The following is a 24,051-nucleotide window of genomic DNA, read 5'->3' on the forward strand; positions in this document are numbered from 1 at the left end:
AATTTCATTAAAAAGCCGAGTATGGAAATACTCGGCTTTTTTGTTTTTTCAGACTACTCTGTAATTAATTTAGTTTTTCAAGCCAGTCGCTTGCAGGTTCAGGCCTGTGTAAATAATAGCCTTGAAGAATGACTTCTGGATATTCTTGCAATAAATCAAAGTGGGACTGGTTCTCTACACCTTCGGCAACTATCTCGAGTTCAAATAAACGGCCTAAGCTTACAATCATATCAATAATTAACTTATCGTTATTATCAGTCGGTGCTTCCAATACAAAAGAACGGTCAATTTTTAGTTCTTGTATGGGTAATTGTTTAAGATAAGTTAAACTCGAATATCCAGTACCAAAGTCATCAATTGATACCCTAATACCTAGCTTCTTGAGAAAGTGAACAGCCTCAATAGCCGCTTCCATGTGATTAAGCAATGTACCTTCAATTATCTCAATAGTGAGTTGCTGAGGATTAATGCTATGTTGCTTTATTTGTTGGCTAATAAAGCTTAAAAAACGCGCTTCATGAAAGTGCCTGCCACTTACATTAATTGATAGGTTTAACTCAGGGTGAGTTTTACTAAGTTGCGTTAATATTTCAAGTGCATTTGAAGTTACCCAGCAATCTAAGTCATAAATTATATCTGACTCTTCGGCTATAGATATAAACTCACCAGGGCTAATGAAGCCTTTTTGAGGATGCTCCCATCTTAATAAAACCTCAGCCCCTTTAAGGGTTTGGCTTCGGTCAAATTGGGATTGTAAATATAGGGATAACTCATTATTTGAGATTGCTTTACGTAAATCTTGCTCTATTTCAAAACGGCGTTTTGCTTGCTCGCCAAACGAAGTATCAAAAAAGGTAACTCTATTACCGCCTTTTTCTTTTGCTTTGTAACAAGCCGCCTCACAGTTACGGATTGTTTCTATAGCACTTTCCCACTGATCTTCCCGAGGAAAAATATACGTGCCAATACTTACTGTTAAGCTAACGTCTTGTTCATCAACGACAAAGGGGTGGTTTACACTTATGATCAGTTCTTGGGCTTTATTTTCAGCCATAGCTTGGGCTCTGATCCTGCCAACGCCTTTTTCAACTGTACACAGTACTGCAAATTCATCACTGCCTAAGCGAGCAATAACATCTTTTTTATTCACCTTAGAATGAATTCGTTTAGTTAATTCTTTTAAAATGTTATCGCCAGCGAGTAGGCCTAATCCATCATTTATTGAGTGGAAGCTGTCTATGTCAATAATATAAATATAGGCATAACTATTTTCGGTACTACAAACCTGAAGTTGCTGCTCCAACTGCTTTAAAAAACCATTTCGGTTGGGCAAACCTGTAAGTTCATCATGCCATGTGAGGTAGTGAATTCTTTCTTGCGTTATCTTAACGCTAGAAATATCACTAAATACACCAATATAGTGCACGTTGGTATCTTGCTCGCCTTTTACCATACTAAGAGTTAATAACTCAGGATAAAGCTCGCCATTTTTTCGTCTGGTTACTAGCTCTCCACTCCAATAGCCTGCTTGGTTTGCATGATGCCATACTTGATCAAAGCTAATACTAGGGTGGTTATTTTGTTTAATATCGTGCAACTGCATTTGCAGGGAGTCAGATTCAGAGTAACCTGTAATCCGGCAAAATGAAGGGTTTACGGCAATAATTTTTCCGTTACTGTCGGTAATAACAACGCCATCAGCGGTTCCCGTTAGGGCTTGATAAAATAATTTTTGTTTTGATGAGAGCTCTTTTAATTCTTCTTCTCGCTGGCTTAGCTCTTGTATTAGTGATTCTATTTCAAGTAGCTTGTCGTGCAGGTCAAAGTTTTTTTCTATAAGCCTATCTAGCATGCCTTGAGCGGTAATATGAGTGCGAATGCGTGCTCTAACGAGCGCTAGCTTGTAAGGTTTGTGTATGTAGTCAATTGCGCCCATAGCAAAGCCTTTTTCTTCAGACTCTTCTTCGGTAAGCGCAGTTACAAATATGACGGGGATACCTTTGGTATTTTGTTTCGCTTTGAGTATATTACATACTTCGTAGCCGTCCATGCCAGGCATCATTATGTCTAATAAAATCAAGTCAGGCCGAGTTGACTCAATAAAGATCAAAGCCTGCTCACCACTAGTAGAAATACGTACATCGTAGTCAGTTAAAAGTCCTTCTACTAATACGTGTAAATTACTAGGTTCGTCATCAACAATAAGAATTAAAGGTTTATGTTTTTTCTCTGTGGTTAATCCATTACTGTTTGCGAGGTAATTTGAATGCACTATCTGTCCTTCTCTGCGTTCTTTACAATATTAAATCTAGTTCAGGTTAGTGGTTATGCCTAATTTTTATTATCGTTTCTATACTTATCAATAAGCTCAATTACTAACGCGTAGTTAAAATGATCAATTGCTTCTTTGAGCTTAAATAGAGAGTGGCCTCTCTCATATTGATACATTTCTAGCTGTCTAATCAAACTGCTAGGTACGGGGCGAGCCGTTAATGCTAATGAGTATATATTATCAATAACCGAGTCTTCGTTTTCTAGTTCATGTTGCTGTATATGTTCTTTTTTAAAGCTGTAAGCTATCAAAAATTGTTTTACAGCAAAAAGTGTAAGTATTAATTGCTCATTAAAATGAGATAAATTAATACTTTTCTTATCTATTAAGCTTTTCTCAACACTTTGCGCACTTTGTTGCAGTAGCTCAAAGCCTAATGTGCCGGCCAAGCCTTTGAGTGTATGTACTAGTCGAATTAAGCTTTCTAACTCTCCATTTTTGATTAATATATCAGCTTTAATCGAAAAGTCATTGTAATCGTTGACAAACTGAGTAAATAATTTAGCTAACAATTCGTCATTGTTTTCTAGGTTTTCTTTTGCTAAAGGCAGGTTTATAGTGCTCAGAGATTCGCTACTTTGCAGATGCTTTTCAATACTTTCGTAAAGCGCATCAAAAATAATCGGTTTTACTAAAAAGTCATCCATACCCGCTCTAAACGCTGCTTTTTTATCATTAGGATCTGCGGCTGCAGTAATTGCAATTATGGGAGTTTTGTAGCCTCGCTCTCTTAATATGCTTGTTGCTTCAAGCCCATCCATAACTGGCATTTGAACATCCATAAAAATAATATCGATGTCATTTATCTCTACTTTATCTAATGCATCATGTCCATTATCAGCAATGATCACGGTCATATCTAATCTTGCTAAAAGGGCGGAGGCTATTTCTTGGTTAATTCTATTATCATCAACAACTAATGCATTAAAACCCGAGAATTTAGGGTGAGGCTTTAATTGCTTTTCTTTAAAATTATTTGGTGAAAGCTTTCTTAAAATTTCAACTTCACTATTTTTATTACCAATAATTATAATGTCTATATTTTCATTTTTTGCAATTGGCTCAGGAGACTCTTCATCGGTAATTAATAAAATTAGTGTCAATTTTTCATTAACGTTTTTATTTTGAGCGTACAGTTGTTGTAAAATAAAGTTATCGTTGAGCTCTTTTTTTTCTATCGACATTATTACAATACTAAATGGGCTACTAGGCTGAGACATTTTTGCAATGGCCCTTAATGGTTCTTGTGTTGTTTCTGTCGTTATATTTATATCACTTAGTAAGTCCATTAATTTTTTAATTTGCTCATTATCGGGGCTAATTAATAAGGCGTGTTTTTTAAGCTTTTGTTGCTCAGATAAAGTAAAGGGTAGAGTAAAGAAAAACTCGCTACCTTGATTAATCGTGCTCCTTACTTGTATATCTCCGCCCAGCAATTTAGTTAATTGTTTGCTTATAGTGAGTCCTAAACCGGTCCCACCATACTTTCTTGTTGTGCTTGAATCACCTTGCGAGAAAGACTGAAATATAATTTTTGATTGCTCTTCAGTCATCCCAATACCCGTGTCTTTTATACTAAAGCGTAGGTTTATTGTTTTTTCGTGTTGAGATGTCGCTTCTATAATTAATGATATTTCACCATGCTCTGTAAACTTAATTGCGTTACCTACACAATTATTTATTATTTGGCTTAAGTGCATTGGGTCGCCAATAAGCTCAAGTCCTGCATCAACGTGTAAAGTGAAATTTAGTAGCAAGCCTTTTTGCTTGGCATTTGTTGAGAATAAATTTTGAACGTTAGAAACAATAGTATATAAAGTAAAAGGGATTTGCTCTAACTGGACTTTTTCCGATTCTAGTTTAGAAAAATCTAGAATATTATTTAAAATCTGCAATAAATTTTGAGCACTTGAAAAAGCTTTATCTGCATAATGTTTTTGTCTTGAGGGAAGCTCACTGCTTTGTAAAAGCTGCAACATACCTAATATGCCATTCATTGGAGTGCGAAGTTCATGACTCATATTGGCTACAAAATCTATTTTTGTTTTATTGGCTTTATCGGTTTGCTCCATAGCGCTCGTCAGGTCGGCATTCATTGCTTCCATTTGGGAATTTAATACGCGGGTTTCATTGAGTAGCTCTTTGGTTTGCTTATTTTTTAAATATAAAGCGTTGGCTGCTTTTATTACCGATGCTATTTCAGTTTGATTTTGGCTGGTATTTGAAATAGTTACTGGCTTTTCGTTGTTCATGTCTTTAAGTAATAAAGTGAGCTGGGTAATCGGTTTTATAACTGATCTAAAAATAAAATAGCTTAATAATAAAATGATTAACATAATTAAAACGGCAAATATATTTGCCTGTTCTGTATTTTTTGTTAAGTGGCTACTTAGTAGCTCTTCTGTTTCGGTTAGTTTATTTTTTTCTATATTTTTAATTTCATTAGTTAAATACAGCAATTCGTTTTCTATGCCTGTAAGCACTACATTTACAGAAAAAGTGTAGCTACGGGTGAGTAATACAAGTTGGTTATAAGCTTGTTTTAAGCTTGTTGTTTTATTGGAGAGGGATTCATTTATTACAGAGGTGCTCGTTAGTTTTTTATGTAAGTGATTTAAGTTTTGTTTTACATTTTGTGCTTCATCAAAATTAGGTTTATAGAGATAGCTTATAATTGCGTGTTTTAAATTACTTATTGTGAGTAAAACATCGTTAAAAATAACTTTATTAACATTGTTTGAAGACCCTTCTAAATCACTAATTGTTACCTGTAGGTCATCAATAGGCTGTTTGAACTGAGTAGTGTAAAGGTGTTCGCGTTTTTGTCTGTTTACGACAACTTGGCCAAATGTATCTTGGTAATTATTTAGATACTCGCCAAGGCGTATTAGTGAGTTTTGATACTCAGGGGTTTGGTTTTGAGTGTTTGTTTTTAGCTGCTCGAGATTTAGATTTGCCTTATTTAAATAAAAATTAAATTTGGTAATCGTATTTTCATTTGCATTGTCAATAAATGAAACTGCATGCCCTTGCAGGGAAATAATATCGTTTTCTAAGTGATTCACAGCTTCACTTTGAATAAGCGCGTTATGCTGCGACTTTTGCAAGTTAAGTAAGGACGTTTGCGAATAGTTAAACAAATAGCTTTGTAAAAGAAGTAATCCAATCAGCGAACACAAAGCTAATATTATTTTTGATTTAATTGAATTTATTATCATTATCGGCTAATCAACTCATACCATTTTTGTAGACTGTAGTCATAGGTTGGCATAACTGTATTCCATACTGCTACATTGCTAAAGCGTTTATGGTAACTACCGCCATTACGTTGCGCACCAGCTTTAATAGCTACGTCGCCATTTGTATTTAATAAGTCTATGTTTGTTGCTTTTCCACCGTACCAGTAATCCCATTCGGCCGGCGATAAGAGTAGTTTAGAGCGTTGTGGGTTACTAATGTAATAACCTTGGCGAGCAATAAATGCACCAGGCCAGCCTGAAAGCCACCAATTCATATAATCGTAAGCTGCATCTTTTACGCTACTTTGTGTTTGTGACGATAAACACATAACACCATGCCAGCCTCGGTAGCCTTCTTTTGGCGCGGCAAAACGAATATTAATATTTTGGCTGTTTAACGCAGAGACGGCAGGCGAAAACATACTTTCTATATGGGCTCGCTTACTTCTCATAAATTCAATCGACTCAGGAACCGAGTTCCAATAGCCACTAAAGTGACCTTGGCGTTTAAAGTCGAGTAATATACTAAACAATCTATCAAGTTCTGGGCGAGTCATCGCACCTATATTTTTAAATTTTATAAGCCCTTTACTTTGCGCTGCTAGGGCTAGGTCAAATAATCCAATGGTAGGCGCATTTACGATAGCTACTTTACCTCTGTTCTCGTCATCAAGCAGCCAACTCCAGCTTTCGGTTTCGTATGCTATACCGGGCTTAATAAAATCGGTGTTGTAACCAAAAGAGTCAACATTATGCACATAAGGTAAAAAGCTAATATGATCGCTTTCTTGTGCGCTTAATGTGCCATCGGGTTGAACATTTAATAATTTATAGGGAGCATCACCTGCACCAATACTTGCAGTTTCGGTTAATTTTCCCGTTTTAGTAAGTGGATTTATCTCGTTAAAGTAGGTGAGTCGTTTTTTTTCTATTGGCTGTATAGAACCTGCATCCCAAAGCACATTAATGCTGTTTGACCATTGTTCGTATAAATCAAAGGAGCTAGGGTCCATTGATGCCTTTTGCAAAACGGCAGCGCTGCCTGCGGGAGTAAATTCTATATTAATACCCAAGTCACTCATCGCTTGTTTGCGGATAGCCTCTTGGAGTGTTACATGCGTACCAAGCACTCTTAATGTGACTTTTTTTCGGGCAAAAACATAAGGCGCATGTGTTATTGCACCAGCTGTTAAACCTATAGCAGCTAGCTTTTTTAGCGTCGAACGCTTAGGGTTGTCCATGTTAAGCCTAAAGTACTAATGTGTGACATTATGTATAGCTAAGAACTTGTAAAGACACAAGTTGAATGGATAAATTTAAAATTATATAGAATGAGAAATTAAAATAGTAGGGTATCAAAAAATAATAAAACAATGGAAAAATAGAAGAGTAGAGCGAATTTGAAAAGGAGTAGGAAAGTGGTGGAGCTAAGCAGGATCGAACTGCTGACCTCCTGCGTGCAAGGCAGGCGCTCTCCCAGCTGAGCTATAGCCCCACATTCCTAAGTTACATATAATGTAACTGCTTGACTGCTGAGTTCCAAGCGGGACGAACTTTAAGTTTTTTTATAAAATTGGTCAAGTATTTTTTCGTAAATTTTCACTGTTTACGTCAATTTTTGTTAGACTCGGCTTAATTCAAAACTAAAACGATAAAAAACAATGAAAAAATGTGTTCTAGCGCTTATGGTTTTACTCGCTGGCTGTGCCTCAAATGATGAGCCGCCTTTTGAAATAAATAATAAACAGTTTCACGAAAAGCAAGATGAGCAAGGCAATAAGCTTTTTGCTTATGTTGTTTCGGTAAAAGCTAAGCATCGTGAAAACTTTAACCTAGACCGTGGTCCTAACAATAGACCAAGCCGTGGTGAGGTTAAGCAGTATATAGAGAAAGAGCATTTTGAAGAGTCGAGCATTCTGAAGTTGCAGCTAGAAGATCAAGCAGTTGAATTATTAAATCAAGAGCTAAAAGAGCGTGAGTATTGCGATAACAAACATGAAGTTAATGATGTTTTATGGCGAGATTTGAGTGTACAGCTAAGAGGGCGTTGCTTGTAATATGTTGGCTGATAAAACGAAGTTAGCAGAGCTTTTGGCGCACCTAGATATTAACTATGATGTAATAGAGCATCTGCCGCTACATACTAGCTTAGCGGCTGATGAGTTTATGATTGAGCGCCCAGGTACTCGTCTTAAAAACCTATTTTTACGCGATAACGAAGGCAAGCGACACTTTTTAGTTATTACAGCGCACAATAAGCAACTCGATTTAAAGGCACTATCAAAGCAACAAGGGCTTTCGCGTTTAGGGTTTGCATCGAGTGAACGCTTAGCAACGTATTTAAAAGTGGCTCCTGGGTGTGTATCTATGTTGGCTCTTTTAAATGATAAGCAAAACGAAGTGAGCTTATGGGTCGATCAAGATATTTGGGGTGGTGATTTGTTTCATTGTCATCCGTTTGAAAACACCCAAACATGGTTGCTTAGTAAAGCTGATTTAGAAACATTTTTTAATCACACAAAGCATCAACCGCGCGTTGTATTTTTACCCTCAAAATAAGCCCACATAATTAACGATAAACCGCATAAGCAAACCGCGAGCAGCGTAAACATAAACGCTGTTTGCCCATGATGTTGGTACACCACACCGGGTAATAACGACCCCAATGCCCCACCACTGTAATAAAACGATACATATCCGCCATTGGTTACGCTTGGCGGGGCTTTACTTATTTTATTAACGAGCGGTGCGGCAGTTGAATGAATCACAAACATAGCACCACAAAACAAAGTAAATGCGATTAAAAATAAGCTAAGCTGGTGGCTCATTAATAAAATAATACTCACACTATAAAAACTAAATACCGCAGTTAATAAATGCCAAGGCGAAGGGACTTTTTTAAGTAACCAAGGTGCAGCAATAGAGGCGAGGGCACCAACTAAATAACCACTGTAAACTAAACCTATGTCACGAGTATTGGTAATTAAAAACGTGTTTTGTAATATAAACGGTAAGTAATTAAGTAGTGCAGCAAAGCAAAAAAACATACAAAAGACGGCACCGTACACTTTAAGGATAGCGCCTTCTTTAAGTTGTTTAATGTAATCCAGAGGGGAGAGCTGCGACGGTGTAGCTGGGTTTGTAAAGCGAGAATGCTTAATTGTCAAAGCTAAGCAAATAAGCATAAAAGCAATTACGTAATAAAAGCTCTGCCAATTCCATAAGTCGCTAAACAAAGCTGCGAGCACACGACCAAAGTAACCACCAACTATACTGCTACCAATATATAGGGTCATATTTTTTTGAAGTGTATCAGCGCTATAGCTCATACCTATATAGCTAGTCATTGCTGTTAAAGCTGCAGGGAGTGTTAAACCTTGTAAAAATCTGACTAATAATAAAAGCTCAAAGCTAGGTACATAAATAAAAAGTAAGCAGCTAAGGCCTAAAAGCACCATTGCAATACGTAATATAAGTAGTGGATTTATTTTTGCTAAAAATAAACCATAAACGAGCGGGGCAATGGCTAAGGGCAGCATAGTTGCAGTCATTAAGCTGCCAGCTACCGCAGGTGCTACATTAAATTCGCTCGCAAAAAGGCTAAGTAGGGGTTGGGGTGCATAAAGCACAAAAAATATAAATACCGAGCAAACGAGTAGATGAGGTAAACGCATTATATGGCTCGTGCATTTGCTGATTGGTTGCGTGGTATTGTATTAAAAATTGCTTTTAATTCATAATTAAAACCATAGTCATTGCGCTATATCATGGTTTGTTTTAACTAGTTTGCTAGATTAATGTCGATAGCGCTGTTATTTGAACTCGTTGGTGATTAAAATAGCGATAATATTAGTTTTTAGTGGAACAAAGCCATGGGTTCATTACAAGACCAATTGCTTCAAGCAGGATTAACAACATCGCATAATGCTAAAGTTGCTAAATCAGAAAAGCGTAAGCAACAAAAAAAGCAAAAGAAAGGGGCTACTAGCAACCCAAGTGATCTGCAAAAGCATATTCAACAAACCAAGCTAGAACAGCAAAAAAAAGCTGAAGAGCTTAACCAAACACGCCAAGTGAGCTTAAAGCAGCGCGAGCAAGAAGCGCGTGTTAAACAAATTTTAGAGCACCACAACCAAGACGCTATTCGTGGTGAGCGCACATTTAATTTTACTTATCAAAACAAAGTAAAAAATATCGACGTGAACGAGAAAACGCAAAAAGCGTTATCGGGCGGTCGTTTAGCTATTTGTGTACTAGAAGGGCAATTTTACGTATTAGACGACGAACCAGCACGCAAAGTGGCTGAAGTTGACGAAAAGTATATTGTTTTTCATGTAGAGCCAGAAAACAAACCAAAAGATGAAGATGACCCGTACGCAGACTTTGAAGTACCAGATGATATAGTGTGGTAATAGTCCATTAAGGGTAAGCTCATTTTTATTTGCTAAAGTATATAAAAGTGAGACAGAAACGAGTTAGCGGTTTTTGGTTAAGTTGATCGTCTAGCGTCGTTTCGTACGTATGCTTTTTATTTGATTGTTTACTACAATCAATAGAACAGTTTTTCTAACCGTCAAAAAAGAAGAGTAAATACAATGAGCAAGATGAAAACACTACTATTAGGCGCGGGCATTACTTTAGTCGCAAGCTTCTCGTTTAATGCAGCTGCTGCCGATGGCGCTGCACTTTATACCGCTAAAAATTGTCAAACTTGTCATGGCGCTGAAGGTAAAGCACCAATTATGGGTATGTACCCTAAACTAAACGGTCAAAACAAAGATTATTTAGTAGCGCAAATGAAAGATATTAAGTCAGGTGCACGTAATAACGGTATGACCATGGCTATGAAAGCAATGGTTGCAACGGTAACTGATGAAGAGTTTGAAGCAATTGCAGATTACCTAGCTAACGTAAAATAATTTACGCAGTTATACCATTTTAATACAATTGGTATTTTAGTTTTACAAACAGCCACACAATAGTGTGGCTGTTTTGTTTGGTGTTTGCTATAAAATAGAGACTGCTTTAGACTTCTAAACATCTGTTCGTACAGGTTAATAATGTACGTTTTTAAAAGGCTTATTATGTTTGATTTACCCCAACTCGATTTAAAAAATAAAGTATCGGCACAAGAGTGGCAACTGCGTATTGATTTAGCTGCGTGTTACAGACTGGTAGAGCACTTTCGTTGGGGGGATTTGATCTATACGCATTTATCAGCACGTTTGCCTGGCACCGATCATTACTTAGTGAATGCCTTTGGTTTAACCTTTGATGAAGTAACTGCCTCTAATTTAGTGAAGGTCGACTTAGACGGTAACATTATTGACGATACGCCATTTAGTATTAATCCAGCTGGTTTTACTATTCACAGTGCGATTCATGAGGTACGCGAAGACGCTCATTGTGTTATTCACCTTCATACTAAAGAAACAATCGCTGTAGCTACACAAAAAAATGGTTTATTACCGCTTAGCCAATATTCAATGTTTTCACTGCCATCGCTTTCTTATCATGGTTACGAAGGGCTTGCAGTAAACGACGACGAGCGAAAAGTGCTGCAAGATGATTTGGGCAGTACTAACCATATGTTATTGGTAAATCATGGTGGCTTAACAGTAGGGCCAACGGTAGGCGATGCGTTTATGCGCTTTTATGATTTACAGCGAGCGTGTGAAATTCAATTGGCGCTACAATCAAGCTCGCAAGAGGTGATTGAAGTACCGCAACCTATAATCGACAATATTTATAATCAAGCAAACGTAGTACACAGTGGCAGCACTGGCGGGCAACTTGCGTGGCCTGCGATGTTACGTAAAGCGTATCGACTTGACCCTAGTTTTGCAAAATAACCCATAGCGGTTAATAAGGAATTTTAATGAAAGTAAATCGCGTTGAAGTATTTGATATTCACTGTCCTGATAGACCTTCTTGGACACCTGTGTTTGTACGTATTCATACTGACGAAGGTATTAGTGGTGTTGGCGAAGCGGGCCTTGCATACGATTTAGGTCACAGTGCTGCAGCGGCTATGATTAAAGAAATGGCCGACGCCTTTTTAATCGGCCACGACCCTTTTCAAACAGAAAAACTATGGTCACGTATGTTACGTGAGAGCTTTTGGGGTTTAGGCGGCGGACCTGTTGTATATGCTGCAATGAGCGCAATTGATACCGCACTTTGGGATATAAAAGGTAAAGCGCTTGGTTTACCTGTATATCAATTGTTAGGCGGTAAAGTTAACGACAAACTACGCACTTACGCTTCGCAATTACAGTTCGACTGGGATAGCGAATTTAAAGCGCTCGTACAGCCGCAAGAATATGCAGAAGCGGCTTTAAAGGCGATGGCCGAAGGTTACGATGCAGTAAAAGTAGATCCAATTCAGTACGATAAAGACGGCAATACTTATTACGACCGTACAAAAATAATCTCACGTACTGAAATGAAGCTATACCGTGCGCGTATGCAAGCTATTCGCGAAGCAGTAGGCGACGAAGTAGACATTATTTTCGAATGCCACAGTTTACCGGGTGTTACAACCGCCATTCAGTTGGGTGAAATTGCAGAAGAATTTGACTGTATGTACTTTGAAGAGCCAGTTAACTATTTAAACCATTCATTACATGCAAAAGTAGCAGATAAAGTTAATGTGCCAATTGCTGGTGGTGAACGTTTGTATAATCGCTGGGGTGTGCGCCCGTACTTAGAAGATCAAAGTATTGATGTTCTACAACCTGATATTGGTTTATGTGGTGGTTTTACCGAAACCAAAAAAGTGTGTGATTACGCTGATATTTTTGATGTGCGTATTCAAGCTCACGTATGTGGCGGGCCTGTTGCAACAGCAGCATCACTGCACTTAGAAACGGCTATCCCTAATTTTTTGATTCATGAGCACCATACTTATGCGATTAAAAAGTGGAACCGCGAGTTATGTTTACAAGACCCACAACCTAAAAATGGTTTCTTTGAAGTGTCAGAAGAGCCTGGGTTAGGTATTGAATTAAACGATGAGATTGTTATGCGTTCTCAACGCGTAGAAATAAAATAATAGCCTTTTAACCTAACTTTAGGTTATGCATTAAAAAGCCGGTAAGTGATTAGTCACTTACCGGCTTTTACTTTTTTGGGGGGAGGTAAAGCTTGTTATAACTCGTTGATTTTACATTCCACGTCTTTAAGTTCAATAGTTGCTTTGCTATCGAGATGGCGTATGTAGCATTGCTTGCCTTTAATCATCAATTCAAACTGATCGGGTGTATTGCGACTTTGCGTGTCGATAATATTATTACCATCTACATTGCTAAGGGTTACTGTGCTGCTGGTAGTAAATACATCATCAGCTAATTGAGTCTCTTGCATATGTACAAGTGTTTTAATTGCTTTGCTAACCGCTGTTTTATTTGGCTTTGCCAGTAGAGCATGTTGCAGCTTAGGTGTCGGGTCTGGATTTTGAGATATGCAGCCATTGAGAAGAAGCGCTGAAAATACAACGATTAGTAAAAAGTACATTTTCATAAATTGGCCGTATTATCATAAAAAGAGAGTTTAATATAACTAGTTTTACTTACACTTGGTAGTAGTGCTTAGCGTTTGCATAGCTAAGGTCATGCCATGTCTTATCGTTTGAGCATAACGCCTTATGGCAGTGCCATAGATTGTTGTAGCTTGTATTTATTTGGCACACAGGGAAGTTGCTAGCAAACATAATACGCTGCTGGCCAAAGTGATTAAAAAGAAAACTAAAACACGCTGCTTGTTGCTCGCTGGTGAGTTGTAGTAATTCAAAACCAGAGAATTTAATTGCTATGTTGTCATGCTGAGCAAGTAACTCAGCACCTTGTCGCCAATCATTTAAATTACTTGGCAGTCCTGCATGATTAATTATAATTTGAAGCTGCGGTAGCTGCTTAGCGTAGTAAGCTATTTGTTTGGTTATTTCGCTATTTTCAATATCAAACTGAGCTTCAAAATGCAGTTGGGTATCTGATAACGTTGTTAGGTTTTTAAAGCTATTAGCATCTAATAAACGCTTTGCGTCAGTGCCTTCGGTTATATCTCTAATGCCACACAAACTCAGATGAGCTAAAGCTTCCAACGAGTTTATAAACTGATCAGCCGATGAGTCAATTTGGGTGTAACTAATAGCCTTAAATGAAAGGCTTTTTAAATGCGAGCTTAGCCAGTTTAACTCGTTAATAGGGGAGGTGTTATCAAACCCGGCTTCTATATGAACAAGCCCTACGAGCTCAAAGTCAGTACTTTTAACAAGTTGCTGTGCACTTATTGGTTGTTTAATTTTTTCTAGGTTAGGCCATGCTGGTGGGTTAGCGCCTTGTAGCCATGAGTATTGACCTTCTACTAAATTAAAAAAGTGTACGTGTGGGTCAATAATTTTTAGGCTCATTGCACATTACTCATTGGGCAGTGTAGCCACCGTCAATGCTTTGTAGGCTGCCAGTAATAAAGCTGGCATCGTCGCTTGCTAAAAAGCTCACAAGAGCCGCGACTTCGTCGGCTTGACCTAATCGGTTAAGCGGTTGCAGACTTGCTTCCTCGGCAACTATTTCAGCTTTGTTTGCGCCACTTTTTGCGCAGTACGCATCTATCGCGTTATGAAATAGCGGGGTTTCTATTGTGCCAGGGCATACCGCATTTGCTCTAATATTAAAACCCGCGTAATCAAGCGCTGTTGTTTTAGCCATTGAGGCAAGGGCATGTTTTGTTAGGTTATACGCAAAAGAGTTTTGCTTTCCTATAATTGCCTGATCGGAAGCGACTAATATAATAGCGCCGCCATTTTGCGCTTTCATGCTTGGCAATACGCTTTGTATTGCGGCATAAGCGCCTTTAACATTAAGCGCAAAAAGTGCATCGAGAGTTTGCTCGTCGGTGCTTTCTATATTTGCGCTTAAGTGTTTTCCAGCATTAGAAACAAGTACATCAATACGTTTGCTTTGTTCACAGATAGCGTTGATACAGCTCTGTACCGCCGATACATCACTTACATCACACTGATGAAATATACCGATTTCGCTCAGCTCTATATCAAGGTTATGTACTTCATAGCCATTGTTTAGCAAACGCTTAACTACGGCTAAGCCAATACCTTTTGTACCACCTGTAACGACTGCAACTTTAGACATACTTACTTCCTTTATTGCTAACTAGTGAGAGTGACCACAGCCGCCTTCAGCGTGCACGTGTCCGTGAGAAACTTCTTCACTTGTTGCTTCACGTACTGATATAACTTCAACGTCAAACGTTAGCGTTTTACCCGCAAATGGGTGGTTTAAATCACAATCTGCGTTAAAACGACCAACCTTAACAATAGTAACCTGATGACGACCTTGGTTAGAGCTAACCATTGCTGTCATACCTGGTTTCCATACTTTAACATCACCTTGTAGATGCTTAAGCGGGATACGCTGAATTAAGTCATCAACACGCTCGCCGTATGATTCACTTGGCTCTAGAGTTACACTAAATTTTTCGCCAGCTTCTTTGCCTTCAAGTGCTTTTTCTAAACCAGGAAGCATGCCTTCGCTGCCATGAATGTAAGTAAGTGGCGCTTCGTTTGTGCTACTTTCAATTTGCTCGCCCGCTTCGCTAAGGGTGTAATGAAATTCAACTGCTGAATTTTTGCTAATTTGCATGCTTGTCTCTTCAAATAATAACTATGTTAGGGCGCAATTTTACGCGAAATATACTTGTTTATAAACTTAACGTGGCTGATTTAGTGTTTTTTGTAAATTTAGCAGAAAATCTTTTTTTGTTGGGGCTGCTTTTTGCTTTTCAGCTTGTGGTATAAACAGTACTAATTGAGTGCCAGGCTTTAAAATACTTGATGCAGAGAGTTTGTTCCATTTTGCCAAGTCGCTATGAGGTACATCGTAAAGCTGACTTATACTCCAAAGGCTATCGCCCGACTTAACTTCGTAATCTATTTCAATGGTGGGAATCGCAATCTCTTGGTGTTCTAAATAAGGGCTGATTTTGTAATCAACAGTTAATGTGCTTGGCAGGGTTTTAGGTTGTCCAACTAATAACTTTTCTCCAACGCCTATTAAATTATTATTTTTGTTATTAAGTTGTTTTAAAGCTTTTACCGACATACTAAAACGTCTAGCAATACCGTAAAGCGTGTCGTTTTGTTTAACGATGTACTCTCCAGCAAAGTTTGATTTAAAAAACTGACTTTTTAATAAAGCCTCCTGTCCTATAGGAAGCAGTAAAGTATGCGGCCCGTTAGGTGAGCTTTGATTTTTTAAATATCCCTGATTAATCGCGTGTAACTGCTTTGAACCTATACCAGAGAGCTTAGCTATGACTGAAAAGTCGAACTGCTGGCCTATATTCATCTGTGTTGTAAATGGCTTATATGCAAGCTTTGGGCGTTTAATGCCCTTTTGTGGATGCTTAACTAAATAGCTTAAAGCGAGTAATTTAGGTACATAATCGGCTGTTTCTTTTGGGAGGCTTAGTGACCAGTAATCGGTGCTTTTACCGCGCTTTTTGTTTTTTTCTATTGCGCGTTTAACACGGCCCTCACCACTGTTATAAGCGGCCAAAGCATGCAGCCAATTACCATCAAAACGTTTATGTAAGTAGCTTAAGTAATCAAGTGCTGCATCGGTTGAAGCAAGTACGTCTTGGCGCCCGTCGTACCATTGGTCTGACTTAACTCCAAAGTGATGCGCTGTTGCGCCAACTAACTGCCAAACACCAACAGCTTGCTGTGATGAGGCTATCGTTGGTCTAAAATCGCTTTCTACAAATGGTAGTAAAGCGAGCTCCATAGGTAGTTGCTTTTGCTCAATTTTTTTTACGATATGATACAGGTAAGGCGCTGCGCGCTTACTCACAGTTTGCAAGTAGTTAGGTTGCTTTGCGTACCAGCTGATACGCTTTTTTAACGCGCGATTTTGATAAACCGTAAAGTGTAGATTGTTGGCTATGTGCACCCACAGATCGGTGGTTTTTGGTGGGCGCTTTTTTACGATTGTTTTTTTGAATTGAAGTGACGTAACGTGCTCACTAACTTGGGGCGTTTGAGCTACTTCATCATCAGTATCATAAGTATAGTCAGGCTCAAAATGAGTAAATATTTGTGGAGCTTCTTGTGGTTCTTGCTCCGTTGATTGACAACCAAATAACAAAATACCCAAACAACATAAAACCAAACTGCGCATAGTGATCACTTTTGTAAATTCCTTTTATTATTTTAACACAATCCGTTGTGTTGAGTTATTCTGCGCTTTTTGCGCGATTTAGGCCAGCTTGTAAAAAGAAGTTACTCGATTTTATATTAAGCGCTTCTTGTTTATAAGGCTCAATAACTGATTCAGGAAACGATAGCATTAACTGCTCAATACTTTGATCTTTATTGTTTTTAACGTGCTCTATTATGGCTGTTAAAAATGATAGAGGCTGTTTCAGCTGCTCTTTTGTTAATGTGCCGCCGTGCCCAGGTAAAATAATAGTGAGCTTTTCGTCGTTAATATATTGCTTAAGCAACGTTTGCCAACTTTTAAGTTCACCGTGTCCAGGGTAAGGAAGCCAGTCAACGATATCGCCACCAATCAGCACACTGCCATCATTAGTAGTAATAGTTAAATCGCCGTTAGTATGGGCTTGTTGCGGCTCAAGCGTTACCTCAAAATCACCAAGGTCGATAACTTTACGACTATCAATTACTATTTCTGGTTTGCTAAGCTGATACTCCTGCCAGCGAAAAAGTCGTTTTTTTGCAAGCTCTAACTTATTTCGCCATTTAGCTTGCTCTTCTTTGGGCACATTCGCTAATCGTTGGTAGCTCAGCTCAATGCTCTTTTCATACGTGTCTAGTTTGTCGGTATATGCTGTTTGATAAAGGTTAAAATTTTTATTTACCTGCTGATGAACAATGAGCTTAGCATCAGGGTAAAAATTTTGCATAACCGCCATGCCCAGCAAGTGATCGTCATGGTAGTGGGTAGCCACTAAATAGCATAAGGGTGTTTTAAGGCGGTTCTTTAAATCTTCAGCAAGTTGTTCAACTGCAGCAAAATTGGCGCTCGTATCAACAAGTAGGGCACATTTCTCGCCTTCAATTAATACTTGGTTAGAGTCGTAAAAGCGAAGCTTGTCTTGTTGCTTTAAAAACTGAATATGAGGGTTTATTGTATTCCAAGTGACGGCAGCATAGGTGTTAGGTACTATTGATAATAAAGTGCATGCTAATAGTAAGTGCTTACATGAAGAGGCTATGTTTGAAAGTTTTAACTTCATTTATTATCTCTACGCTGATGTTTAATTACTTTAATAATAAACAAAAAGCGCAGTATGCGCTTTTTATTTTTGGTGTTTGGGGTCATTTGCCAAATGCTGACTGAGTTTATCAATCATTTGGTCTTGATGCTGTTGCTCAACTGTAGCCTGTGTTTTTGCTTCTAGCAATTCGTGGCTTAAGTTTAATGCTGCCATTAGTAGGGCTTTTTGATCGTTTCTAACGGTTGAGCGTTGCTTCATTTGCTCAACTAAGTCATTTAGATTTTTAGCTGCTGCTATTAATGCATCTTCCTGCCCTTCAGGGCAAGCAAATTGCTGCTCTTTACCTAGCAACTCAACAGTGACCCGCTGGTTTTGCAGCTCAGACATTAGCTAGCCTGTTGTGCGCTTTGTAACTTATCAAGAAGACCAGATAAAGTAGTGCTGGCATCTTTTTGCTTTTCTTCATTTTCTAAAGCTTCAAGTTGTAGCAATTCGTTGTCATCGCTTAGTTTAGTGTTCTGTTCTTTTAAAGTAACAACATCTGTTTGTAATTGGTTATTACGTTCGATTAAAGAATCGATCAGTTGTTCGAGTTGTTGAAGAGTAGTGTTATTCATAAAGGCGCTCATATAACTGTAATTAATGTCATGCAAATGTAAAGCAAAGTGTGTTGATTTGCCAGCATTTACGGTGGTTTTAGCTGATTTTTCTTTTGCGTTAAGGGATAATTCAGCATATGGGCTTTTTCATTCAGAAATGGTTCACTTAAACACTCTCTTATCTTGGTGTAAGTTGCCAAAGCCTAGTGCTTATGGTTCACTTACGATATTAAATTGCGTATGGCGAAAATAAATAATGCTTAGTTACAGACACTCATTTCATGCGGGTAATCCTGCCGATGTACTTAAACACTTAGTACTGGCACAAGTGCTAAATTATCAAACAATTAAAGATAAACCGCTTGATTATATAGACACACATTCAGGTGCTGGCTTTTTTGAACTTGCAGCTGCCGATGCGCAAAAAACGCAAGAGTATCAAGATGGTATTGAAAAACTTTGGCATCATAAAAGTGAGCATGCTGAGCTTAATGAATACATTGAATTAATTAAGTCATTTAACGACACTGACGAACTTGCGTTTTATCCAGGTTCACCAAAAATTGCAGAGCACTACTTACGCCGCCAAGATAAGGGTTGGTTTTTTGAACTGCACCCGCGCGATTTATTATTACTTGAAGAAAACATGCAAGGTAAGCGATCTATTCGTGTACGTGGAGAGGATGGTTTTGCAGGTTTAGTTGGTTTATTACCACCAGCATCTCGCAGAGCGTGTGTGTTAATTGACCCTCCATACGAAATTAAAGATGACTACGAAACGGTTGTAAAAACCTTAGTTAAAGCTCATCAGCGTTTTGCTACAGGTACTTATATGATTTGGTATCCGGTTGTAGATAGAGAACGCATTGATAATATGGAGCAGGGCTTAATTGATTCAGGAATGCGCAACATTCAGTTATTTGAATTAGGCACTGAAGCGGATACTGACGTACACGGTATGACAGCATCGGGCATGATTGTAATTAATCCTCCATGGAAGCTAAAGCAAACAATGGATGCAATAATGCCTGAACTTGTTAGTTTGTTAAGTGAGCCAAGTGGTTTTTACCGAAGTGAACAACTCGTTGATGAGTAACTTTAAATAGCGCTTATAACGAATAATAAAATGCCCAGCTTTGCTGGGCATTTTATTTAAAATCAATACGAATGTGTTAGGTAATATATATAAGGGAGCTAAATATTAATTAAAATAAACCGCACTAAAAGTAGCAAGCGTATTACCGCGACTGTTTTTAAGTTTTAGTGATTCACCTGTTATTTCCCACTTTGAAGTTTTGCTAAGTACGTCAGACATAGCCGCTTCTTGGCTCATATTATCCGAGCACATCTTTTTTGTACTTGCTAGCTGACTAAGTGTTATTGTTTGCTGCTCGGTACTATAGCTTCCGCTAAAATTATTACAGCCTAAAAAGCCATTAACGCGGTGGTCTTTATTGAACTGAATGAATGGTTCTTTAGTTGTAACATTCACAGTTTGAGCATTTATTGTTATTGCTTTCCAGTAAGTATTTGTGAGTGTTACATCGGGTTTTTGAGTCGACACTTTTGAAAGCTCAATTTTATAGGGGGTAGTTAACTGTGATTCTGCAAACGGGTCATGATTTGTTGTACTTGTGTAAAGCACTTTGTCTTTATTTATAATTCTGGCGCTTAGGCTATAGCGATGTTTATCGCTAATTTTGCTGGCATCATAAATTAGCTCAACGGTAAATGGCGGGGCTTGGGTAACATCAATCACTTCTTGTGTGATTATATCGGCTTTTACATCCATTTTAGATACATTGGAAAGCGTAACTATTAATTGCGAGCCAGGGCGAAGCATACTGCGATCTTTGTAGCTAGCTTGGATAGTAAGGCTGGTTATTGCTTCTGCAATTTCTGTGTTTTCAGTCGATTTAGTTTGCTCACCGCAGCCAGTTACTGCAAAAGCGCTAAGCGCCAATAAGCCAATCCCTGCAACTGCTTTTGTACGCGAAGATACTGCTTGATGCTTTTCCATGTTGGTTATCCTTACTCAATATTATGTCCTTAGTGTATTACCTAGTTACTTAATCATTCCTTAACTTATTTTAAACATAAAAAAAGGCGCATTAGCGCCTTTAATAATTAAAAATAAACGATTATTTTTTAACAAACTTAGTTAAAATAACAATGCGCTGGCCGTCAACTCGCCCTTCAATATGTTCAGGGTTGCTGGTTAGGCCAATATTACGAACAGCTGTTCCACGTTTAGCGGTAAGGCTACTGCCTTTAACGTCTAAGTCTTTAATTAGGGTAACAGTATCGCCTGCTTGAAGTACTACACCGTTGCTATCTACATGCTTTAAATCGTCATCTTCGGCAAGTGCTTTTTTAGCCCAGGTTAGCGTGTCTTCTTCAAGGTAAATCATGTCTAGCGCATCTTGTGCCCAGCCATTATCAGGCGCTAAACGCGAAAGCATTCTGTAAGCTACAACTTGTACTGCAGGAGTTTGGCTCCACATGCTATCGTTTAAACAGTGCCAATGTGTAGGCGTTATTTCGCTGTTATTCTCGATTTGATCTTTACATGTTTGACACGTGTAAATACATTTATCTGAGTGGGTTTCAGTTACCGGTGGTACTTCATAAACAGATAAGTTCTCGGTGGCTGCACACAATTCACATTGATTATTACTACGTTCGATTAAGGCTTTTTCAATACTCATGGGGCTCTTTCTGATTCTGGTCGAGTTAACATTTGCTGCTATTGTACTCCAAAACACGAGCTCTGCGCCATTAGTCCCTTAATTTTGTGTGGGTATATTACTCATATACTTATCTTCAATACTTTTTATATATCCTTGAGCGTGAAGGTTTTTAATTGCTAGGTTTATTTGGGGCAATAACCCTTTATGTTTGCTCAATAAACGAATTCTTAAAAAACCATGGGAATGCTGTGCGCCAAAGGCAATGTTTATCCCTAACTGCTTTGCCCAATAGAGCGCAGTTAACTTACCTATTAGTGCTGCTTCTACACGGTTTCTTGATAGAGCGGTCATAAGTTCTTTCTCGGATGGAAAGTCAACACGCTCAAAGGTGTTGTCATTAAAGTAATAGTAACCTAGTACTGTTCCTATATTTTTGCCCTTTAAGCTATCAGCGTTTTGCCAGTTCTGGGCATTTTGAGGCAAGGTAACAATCATTTCTGTGGCATAAATAAGGGGCTCTGAAAAAACATAACGAGAGTCATTTCTCTCATCCTTTGGAAGCCATTCTAATGAAATAACATCAAAATCGATTATTTCATCTTGTAAATATTTGGTAATACGCTTTGTGGGTAGGTCGATATGAGAAGCTGCAATATTTGCATCATCGAGTGCTTTTTCAATAATTTCGGGTAATACACCAGGCTTTTCTGGATCATTTGTATAATATGGATAATGACTACCTGACGCGCTAACATTGTATTTGAGAGGAGTAGGGTTAATGCTGGCATAGCTAAAAAATACAAATAGCAGAGGGCTCAGTACTAATAACCGAATAAAGTTAGCCAAATCTCCACCTTTTATATTAATATTTTTATATTAGTGTTATGTAATTTTAACATTTTTGCAATGACGACTATGTTTATCTTATGCGAGTTGCATTAAAGTACACATATTATTGGCTGTTTTGCCATCTCTTATTTATAGGTTTAGAGCCAAGTGAAATTAAATAACATACCTGATGAGGTACAAAAAATAACTCAGTTTGTCGCGCGGCAACCTATTTTTGATATAGAGCAGAATGTTTTCTCTTACGAACTGCTTTATCGAGACTCAGCCAACAATGCGTTTCCTGTGGGCACTTCTGATGTGCATGCGACAAGCCGCCTGTTTTTTAATGCATTAATGTTGGTAGGTTTAGATAGACTTACCGCGCATCATTTAGCTTTTATAAACTTGTCATCAGAAACTATTCTCGATAACTTTCCCAAACTTTTATTGCCAGAAAATAGTGTTATTGAAATAGTAGAGCGCACGGGTAATATTCCTGCGGTTGCTGAGCGTGTGCAAGAACTTAAAAAAGAAGGGTATGTTTTTGCACTTGATGATTACGATGGCGATCCAAAATGGGAGCCACTATTAGCACATGTTGATTACATAAAAATTGAGATAGATGATCCGGTTATTAAAACCAATATGCGCATTAAAAAAATAAAACGCGCAAATCCACATGCAAAAATAATTGTTGAACGAATAGAGACGCATGAACAATTTAATATATTAAAATTGGCAGGCTGTGATTTATTTCAGGGGTTCTTTTTCTCTCGCCCAGAAATGATTACGTATAAAGGTGTAGAGCCTTCAAAGTTAACTGTTTTTGATCTATTGCGTTTTACAGCAAAACAAAAACTTTGCTTTAAAGAAGTTCATCAACGAGTGGCCAGAGATGTAGCCATAACAGCCAGGGTTTTAAAGCTGGCTAACGCGCGTTCAGGAAAAGCAAATTTAGTTATTACTTCTATTTCACAAGCGGTTATTTATTTAGGTGAAGATACAATAAGGCAATTTGTTCGTGTATTAGCAATTAGTGAGTTGGGGGTCGAAAAACCAACCGAATTAACTAAGCTTGCTTTAACGCGGGCTCAATTTATGTCGCTTATTTTAGAGCAAAATAATAAAGAGCTGACCGAGCAAGGGTATCTAGTGGGTTTGTTCTCGGTGCTTGATGCTATTTTAGATGCTGATTTAAAAGACATAGTTAAAGAGTTTACCTTAGATGCAGCTATATCTGATGCGTTACTATTAGAGAGCGGCATTTTAGGAAACTGTTTATCGCTTATAAAAGAATTTGAATTAGATAATGTAGATGAAGCTATGGTCCATTTGGCCAACATAAACTCAGAGCTACACATTGGCGATATATTTAATTTTTTACTGGATGCTGTTTTATACAGTGACGATATTATTGAGGCAATAGCAGAATAAATATGCGTAATTGGTTGTCGGTTATAAGTGTAGTGGTTGCTCTTTGTTTATTGTTTCCTGGTATTACAAAACCAGTATTAACAATAGAGGGCAACATAGATAAATCAAAACTAGCGCAAGCGGGTATTGAAATGCTGGCTGAAGAGGGCGATGGTCGAACTCGCAGTATGCTAATGATGTTCTCGAACATGCTAGGGCTTGATAAGTTAGAAGGTGAGATTAGCGCCTATAACAAAACACAAAGTATTTTAGGCACAGTTAAAGAGCTTGCTAGCAATAATAATTTATTTGTAGCCGCTTTAGTGGGGTTGTTTTCTATTGTTATTCCAAGCTTAAAGCTGCTATTACAATTGCTTTATTGTTGCCTACCTTTGAATGGGTTTAAGCAAAAGCTCGGTCTGGTTATTTGTGCATTAAGTAAGTGGAGCATGGTTGATGTATTTGTTATTGCATTAATAGTGACTTACTTAGCAGGTAACGCCCATGGTAAAAGTGGCGAGCTACTTGTTATGAATGCACAATTTGGTGAAGGGTTTTGGTATTTTAGCGCATATTGTATATTTGCAATTATCGCGAGTAACTTAATTAAAACACCTGCTAAACCGCAGTCTACATAATTAAAGTATTTGTGGTTGCCGTTAGGTTACCTTACAATCATTTTAAAGTTTATTAAA

General features: G+C 38.0%; 24 protein-coding genes and 1 tRNA gene. 9 read left to right on the forward strand and 16 right to left on the reverse strand.

The window, feature by feature from the left end; genetic code table 11:
- Positions 1 to 64 precede the first annotated feature (64 nt).
- From I6F47_RS08460 to I6F47_RS08475, 4 genes are all read right to left on the reverse strand, one after another.
- Positions 65 to 2,272, reverse strand: a complete 2,208-nt coding sequence (locus tag I6F47_RS08460; protein WP_197183689.1) for a two-component system response regulator — start codon at positions 2,270 to 2,272, stop codon at positions 65 to 67.
- A 59-nt stretch (positions 2,273 to 2,331) separates the two neighbouring features.
- Entirely contained in the window at positions 2,332 to 5,550 is a 3,219-nt protein-coding gene (locus tag I6F47_RS08465) for an ATP-binding protein (protein WP_197183690.1), read from the reverse strand.
- Positions 5,550 to 6,812, reverse strand: a complete 1,263-nt coding sequence (locus I6F47_RS08470) for an ABC transporter substrate-binding protein (protein WP_197183691.1) — start codon at positions 6,810 to 6,812, stop codon at positions 5,550 to 5,552. The genes I6F47_RS08465 and I6F47_RS08470 overlap by 1 nt, the downstream gene beginning before the upstream one ends.
- A 178-nt stretch (positions 6,813 to 6,990) precedes the next feature.
- Positions 6,991 to 7,066, reverse strand: a tRNA-Ala gene (locus tag I6F47_RS08475).
- Positions 7,067 to 7,232: 166 nt separating this feature from the next.
- Between I6F47_RS08475 and I6F47_RS08480 the strand changes: the two genes are divergently transcribed.
- Both I6F47_RS08480 and I6F47_RS08485 read left to right on the forward strand, forming a co-directional pair.
- Complete coding sequence (locus I6F47_RS08480) at positions 7,233 to 7,628, forward strand: hypothetical protein (RefSeq protein ID WP_010554359.1); 396 nt, start codon at positions 7,233 to 7,235, stop codon at positions 7,626 to 7,628.
- A 1-nt stretch (position 7,629) separates the two neighbouring features.
- Entirely contained in the window at positions 7,630 to 8,130 is a 501-nt protein-coding gene (locus I6F47_RS08485; RefSeq protein WP_197183692.1) for a prolyl-tRNA synthetase associated domain-containing protein, read from the forward strand.
- Here the strand turns inward: I6F47_RS08485 and I6F47_RS08490 are convergent.
- Positions 8,097 to 9,245 carry an MFS transporter gene (locus I6F47_RS08490; RefSeq protein WP_010554361.1) on the reverse strand — a complete coding sequence of 383 codons (1,149 nt, stop codon included), beginning with the start codon at positions 9,243 to 9,245 and terminating at the stop codon, positions 8,097 to 8,099. The genes I6F47_RS08485 and I6F47_RS08490 overlap by 34 nt on opposite strands.
- Positions 9,246 to 9,443: 198 nt before the next feature.
- Here I6F47_RS08490 and I6F47_RS08495 point away from each other — a divergent pair, with 198 nt between their 5' ends.
- The 4 genes from I6F47_RS08495 (at position 9,444) to I6F47_RS08510 (ending at position 12,625) form a co-directional block, all read left to right on the forward strand.
- Positions 9,444 to 9,983, forward strand: a complete 540-nt coding sequence (locus tag I6F47_RS08495) for a DUF2058 domain-containing protein (RefSeq protein ID WP_002957867.1) — start codon at positions 9,444 to 9,446, stop codon at positions 9,981 to 9,983.
- Positions 9,984 to 10,166: 183 nt separating this feature from the next.
- Complete coding sequence (locus I6F47_RS08500; RefSeq protein WP_165722402.1) at positions 10,167 to 10,490, forward strand: c-type cytochrome; 324 nt, start codon at positions 10,167 to 10,169, stop codon at positions 10,488 to 10,490.
- A 165-nt stretch (positions 10,491 to 10,655) separates the two neighbouring features.
- The gene (locus tag I6F47_RS08505) at positions 10,656 to 11,423 is read left to right on the forward strand and encodes a class II aldolase/adducin family protein (RefSeq protein ID WP_121953742.1); all 768 of its coding nucleotides are present in this window, start codon (positions 10,656 to 10,658) and stop codon (positions 11,421 to 11,423) included.
- Positions 11,424 to 11,449: 26 nt separating this feature from the next.
- The gene (locus I6F47_RS08510; protein ID WP_007375956.1) at positions 11,450 to 12,625 is read left to right on the forward strand and encodes a mandelate racemase/muconate lactonizing enzyme family protein; all 1,176 of its coding nucleotides are present in this window, start codon (positions 11,450 to 11,452) and stop codon (positions 12,623 to 12,625) included.
- A 95-nt stretch (positions 12,626 to 12,720) separates the two neighbouring features.
- On the opposite strand, the gene I6F47_RS08515 is transcribed toward I6F47_RS08510, so the two are convergent.
- The 8 genes from I6F47_RS08515 to I6F47_RS08550 all read right to left on the reverse strand — a co-directional run bounded on the left by I6F47_RS08515 (position 12,721) and on the right by I6F47_RS08550 (position 18,443).
- On the reverse strand, positions 12,721 to 13,092 hold the full coding sequence (locus I6F47_RS08515) for a hypothetical protein (RefSeq protein WP_165722404.1): 372 nt from the start codon (positions 13,090 to 13,092) through the stop codon (positions 12,721 to 12,723).
- Between the two features lie 49 nt (positions 13,093 to 13,141).
- Positions 13,142 to 13,981 (reverse strand): amidohydrolase family protein, encoded by an 840-nt coding sequence (locus tag I6F47_RS08520; protein WP_197183693.1) that lies wholly within the window; start codon positions 13,979 to 13,981, stop codon positions 13,142 to 13,144.
- 10 nt (positions 13,982 to 13,991) lie between these two features.
- On the reverse strand, positions 13,992 to 14,720 hold the full coding sequence (locus I6F47_RS08525) for an SDR family NAD(P)-dependent oxidoreductase (protein ID WP_010554366.1): 729 nt from the start codon (positions 14,718 to 14,720) through the stop codon (positions 13,992 to 13,994).
- A 21-nt stretch (positions 14,721 to 14,741) separates the two neighbouring features.
- Positions 14,742 to 15,230, reverse strand: a complete 489-nt coding sequence (locus I6F47_RS08530) for an FKBP-type peptidyl-prolyl cis-trans isomerase (RefSeq protein WP_007586440.1) — start codon at positions 15,228 to 15,230, stop codon at positions 14,742 to 14,744.
- A 66-nt stretch (positions 15,231 to 15,296) separates the two neighbouring features.
- A complete protein-coding gene (locus I6F47_RS08535) occupies positions 15,297 to 16,766 on the reverse strand; it encodes a LysM peptidoglycan-binding domain-containing protein (protein ID WP_197183694.1) in 1,470 nt (489 codons plus the stop codon).
- Positions 16,767 to 16,821: 55 nt separating this feature from the next.
- The gene (locus I6F47_RS08540; RefSeq protein WP_165736120.1) at positions 16,822 to 17,844 is read right to left on the reverse strand and encodes an MBL fold metallo-hydrolase; all 1,023 of its coding nucleotides are present in this window, start codon (positions 17,842 to 17,844) and stop codon (positions 16,822 to 16,824) included.
- A 63-nt stretch (positions 17,845 to 17,907) separates the two neighbouring features.
- A complete protein-coding gene (locus I6F47_RS08545) occupies positions 17,908 to 18,213 on the reverse strand; it encodes a cell division protein ZapA (RefSeq protein WP_007586447.1) in 306 nt (101 codons plus the stop codon).
- Positions 18,213 to 18,443, reverse strand: a complete 231-nt coding sequence (locus tag I6F47_RS08550) for a hypothetical protein (protein WP_007586448.1) — start codon at positions 18,441 to 18,443, stop codon at positions 18,213 to 18,215. The genes I6F47_RS08545 and I6F47_RS08550 overlap by 1 nt, the downstream gene beginning before the upstream one ends.
- A gap of 238 nt (positions 18,444 to 18,681) precedes the next feature.
- Between I6F47_RS08550 and I6F47_RS08555 the strand changes: the two genes are divergently transcribed.
- The gene (locus tag I6F47_RS08555) at positions 18,682 to 19,521 is read left to right on the forward strand and encodes a 23S rRNA (adenine(2030)-N(6))-methyltransferase RlmJ (protein WP_007586449.1); all 840 of its coding nucleotides are present in this window, start codon (positions 18,682 to 18,684) and stop codon (positions 19,519 to 19,521) included.
- Positions 19,522 to 19,626: 105 nt separating this feature from the next.
- On the opposite strand, the gene I6F47_RS08560 is transcribed toward I6F47_RS08555, so the two are convergent.
- From I6F47_RS08560 to I6F47_RS08570, 3 genes are all read right to left on the reverse strand, one after another.
- Positions 19,627 to 20,445 carry an META domain-containing protein gene (locus tag I6F47_RS08560; RefSeq protein WP_197183695.1) on the reverse strand — a complete coding sequence of 273 codons (819 nt, stop codon included), beginning with the start codon at positions 20,443 to 20,445 and terminating at the stop codon, positions 19,627 to 19,629.
- Between the two features lie 121 nt (positions 20,446 to 20,566).
- The gene (locus tag I6F47_RS08565; protein WP_007586451.1) at positions 20,567 to 21,133 is read right to left on the reverse strand and encodes a PhnA domain-containing protein; all 567 of its coding nucleotides are present in this window, start codon (positions 21,131 to 21,133) and stop codon (positions 20,567 to 20,569) included.
- Positions 21,134 to 21,211: 78 nt separating this feature from the next.
- Positions 21,212 to 21,961 carry a substrate-binding periplasmic protein gene (locus tag I6F47_RS08570; RefSeq protein WP_165722410.1) on the reverse strand — a complete coding sequence of 250 codons (750 nt, stop codon included), beginning with the start codon at positions 21,959 to 21,961 and terminating at the stop codon, positions 21,212 to 21,214.
- A gap of 150 nt (positions 21,962 to 22,111) precedes the next feature.
- Between I6F47_RS08570 and I6F47_RS08575 the strand changes: the two genes are divergently transcribed.
- Positions 22,112 to 23,377 (forward strand): EAL and HDOD domain-containing protein, encoded by a 1,266-nt coding sequence (locus I6F47_RS08575; protein ID WP_165722412.1) that lies wholly within the window; start codon positions 22,112 to 22,114, stop codon positions 23,375 to 23,377.
- Between the two features lie 2 nt (positions 23,378 to 23,379).
- A complete protein-coding gene (locus I6F47_RS08580; RefSeq protein WP_007586454.1) occupies positions 23,380 to 23,994 on the forward strand; it encodes a paraquat-inducible protein A in 615 nt (204 codons plus the stop codon).
- Positions 23,995 to 24,051 lie beyond the last annotated feature (57 nt).

This window comes from Pseudoalteromonas sp. NZS37, from assembly GCF_015864265.1.
Classification (GTDB): Bacteria; Pseudomonadota; Gammaproteobacteria; order Enterobacterales; family Alteromonadaceae; genus Pseudoalteromonas; species Pseudoalteromonas arctica.

Excerpts from the sequence above, each read along its gene's own strand:
- I6F47_RS08465 (WP_197183690.1), bottom strand. The coding sequence starts at position 5,550 with ATGATAATAAATTCAATTAAATCAAAAATAATATTAGCTTTGTGTTCG.
- I6F47_RS08470 (WP_197183691.1), bottom strand. The coding sequence starts at position 6,812 with ATGGACAACCCTAAGCGTTCGACGCTAAAAAAGCTAGCTGCTATAGGT.
- I6F47_RS08480 (WP_010554359.1), top strand. The coding sequence starts at position 7,233 with ATGAAAAAATGTGTTCTAGCGCTTATGGTTTTACTCGCTGGCTGTGCC.
- I6F47_RS08485 (WP_197183692.1), top strand. The coding sequence starts at position 7,630 with ATGTTGGCTGATAAAACGAAGTTAGCAGAGCTTTTGGCGCACCTAGAT.
- I6F47_RS08490 (WP_010554361.1), bottom strand. The coding sequence starts at position 9,245 with ATGCGTTTACCTCATCTACTCGTTTGCTCGGTATTTATATTTTTTGTG.
- I6F47_RS08495 (WP_002957867.1), top strand. The coding sequence starts at position 9,444 with ATGGGTTCATTACAAGACCAATTGCTTCAAGCAGGATTAACAACATCG.
- I6F47_RS08500 (WP_165722402.1), top strand. The coding sequence starts at position 10,167 with ATGAGCAAGATGAAAACACTACTATTAGGCGCGGGCATTACTTTAGTC.
- I6F47_RS08505 (WP_121953742.1), top strand. The coding sequence starts at position 10,656 with ATGTTTGATTTACCCCAACTCGATTTAAAAAATAAAGTATCGGCACAA.
- I6F47_RS08510 (WP_007375956.1), top strand. The coding sequence starts at position 11,450 with ATGAAAGTAAATCGCGTTGAAGTATTTGATATTCACTGTCCTGATAGA.
- I6F47_RS08515 (WP_165722404.1), bottom strand. The coding sequence starts at position 13,092 with ATGAAAATGTACTTTTTACTAATCGTTGTATTTTCAGCGCTTCTTCTC.
- I6F47_RS08520 (WP_197183693.1), bottom strand. The coding sequence starts at position 13,981 with ATGAGCCTAAAAATTATTGACCCACACGTACACTTTTTTAATTTAGTA.
- I6F47_RS08525 (WP_010554366.1), bottom strand. The coding sequence starts at position 14,720 with ATGTCTAAAGTTGCAGTCGTTACAGGTGGTACAAAAGGTATTGGCTTA.
- I6F47_RS08530 (WP_007586440.1), bottom strand. The coding sequence starts at position 15,230 with ATGCAAATTAGCAAAAATTCAGCAGTTGAATTTCATTACACCCTTAGC.
- I6F47_RS08535 (WP_197183694.1), bottom strand. The coding sequence starts at position 16,766 with ATGCGCAGTTTGGTTTTATGTTGTTTGGGTATTTTGTTATTTGGTTGT.
- I6F47_RS08540 (WP_165736120.1), bottom strand. The coding sequence starts at position 17,844 with ATGAAGTTAAAACTTTCAAACATAGCCTCTTCATGTAAGCACTTACTA.
- I6F47_RS08545 (WP_007586447.1), bottom strand. The coding sequence starts at position 18,213 with ATGTCTGAGCTGCAAAACCAGCGGGTCACTGTTGAGTTGCTAGGTAAA.
- I6F47_RS08550 (WP_007586448.1), bottom strand. The coding sequence starts at position 18,443 with ATGAATAACACTACTCTTCAACAACTCGAACAACTGATCGATTCTTTA.
- I6F47_RS08555 (WP_007586449.1), top strand. The coding sequence starts at position 18,682 with ATGCTTAGTTACAGACACTCATTTCATGCGGGTAATCCTGCCGATGTA.
- I6F47_RS08560 (WP_197183695.1), bottom strand. The coding sequence starts at position 20,445 with ATGGAAAAGCATCAAGCAGTATCTTCGCGTACAAAAGCAGTTGCAGGG.
- I6F47_RS08565 (WP_007586451.1), bottom strand. The coding sequence starts at position 21,133 with ATGAGTATTGAAAAAGCCTTAATCGAACGTAGTAATAATCAATGTGAA.
- I6F47_RS08580 (WP_007586454.1), top strand. The coding sequence starts at position 23,380 with ATGCGTAATTGGTTGTCGGTTATAAGTGTAGTGGTTGCTCTTTGTTTA.